The following is a 526-nucleotide window of genomic DNA, read 5'->3' on the forward strand; positions in this document are numbered from 1 at the left end:
CTGTCTCTGTTCTATGGATCGTGTTTGGTGCCATCTTCTTGCTCAACACTTTAAAACACACTGGAGCGATCACCACTATCCGTAACGGATTTACCGATATCTCTGCCGATCGTCGAGTTCAAGCCATCATTATTGCTTGGTGTTTTGGTTCATTCATCGAAGGTGCATCGGGCTTTGGTACACCAGCAGCGATCGCCGCACCACTATTGGTTGCGATCGGTTTCCCTGCCCTAGCAGCTGTACTAATGGGCATGATGATTCAATCAACGCCAGTATCGTTTGGTGCAGTGGGTACGCCGATTATCGTGGGTGTAAACAAAGGTTTGGATACGCACAACATCAGTGAAGCGTTGGCAGCTCAAGGCTCAACATGGGAAGCATACCTACAGCACATCACGGCTAACGTTGCCGTAATTCATGCCGTAGTTGGTACGATGATTCCTGTATTGATGGCGATGATGTTAACACGTTTCTTCGTCAAGAACAGAAGCTGGAGCTAAGGTCTGGAGATTCTACCGTTTGCGCT

General features: G+C 48.3%; 1 pseudogene. It reads left to right on the forward strand.

Going from position 1 to position 526, the window contains the following annotated elements:
- A pseudogene (locus R7R24_RS30190) lies at positions 1-497 on the forward strand (L-lactate permease); the annotation flags it as partial.
- Positions 498-526: the final 29 nt, after the last annotated feature.

It is taken from the genome of Vibrio sp. 704 (assembly GCF_033339295.1).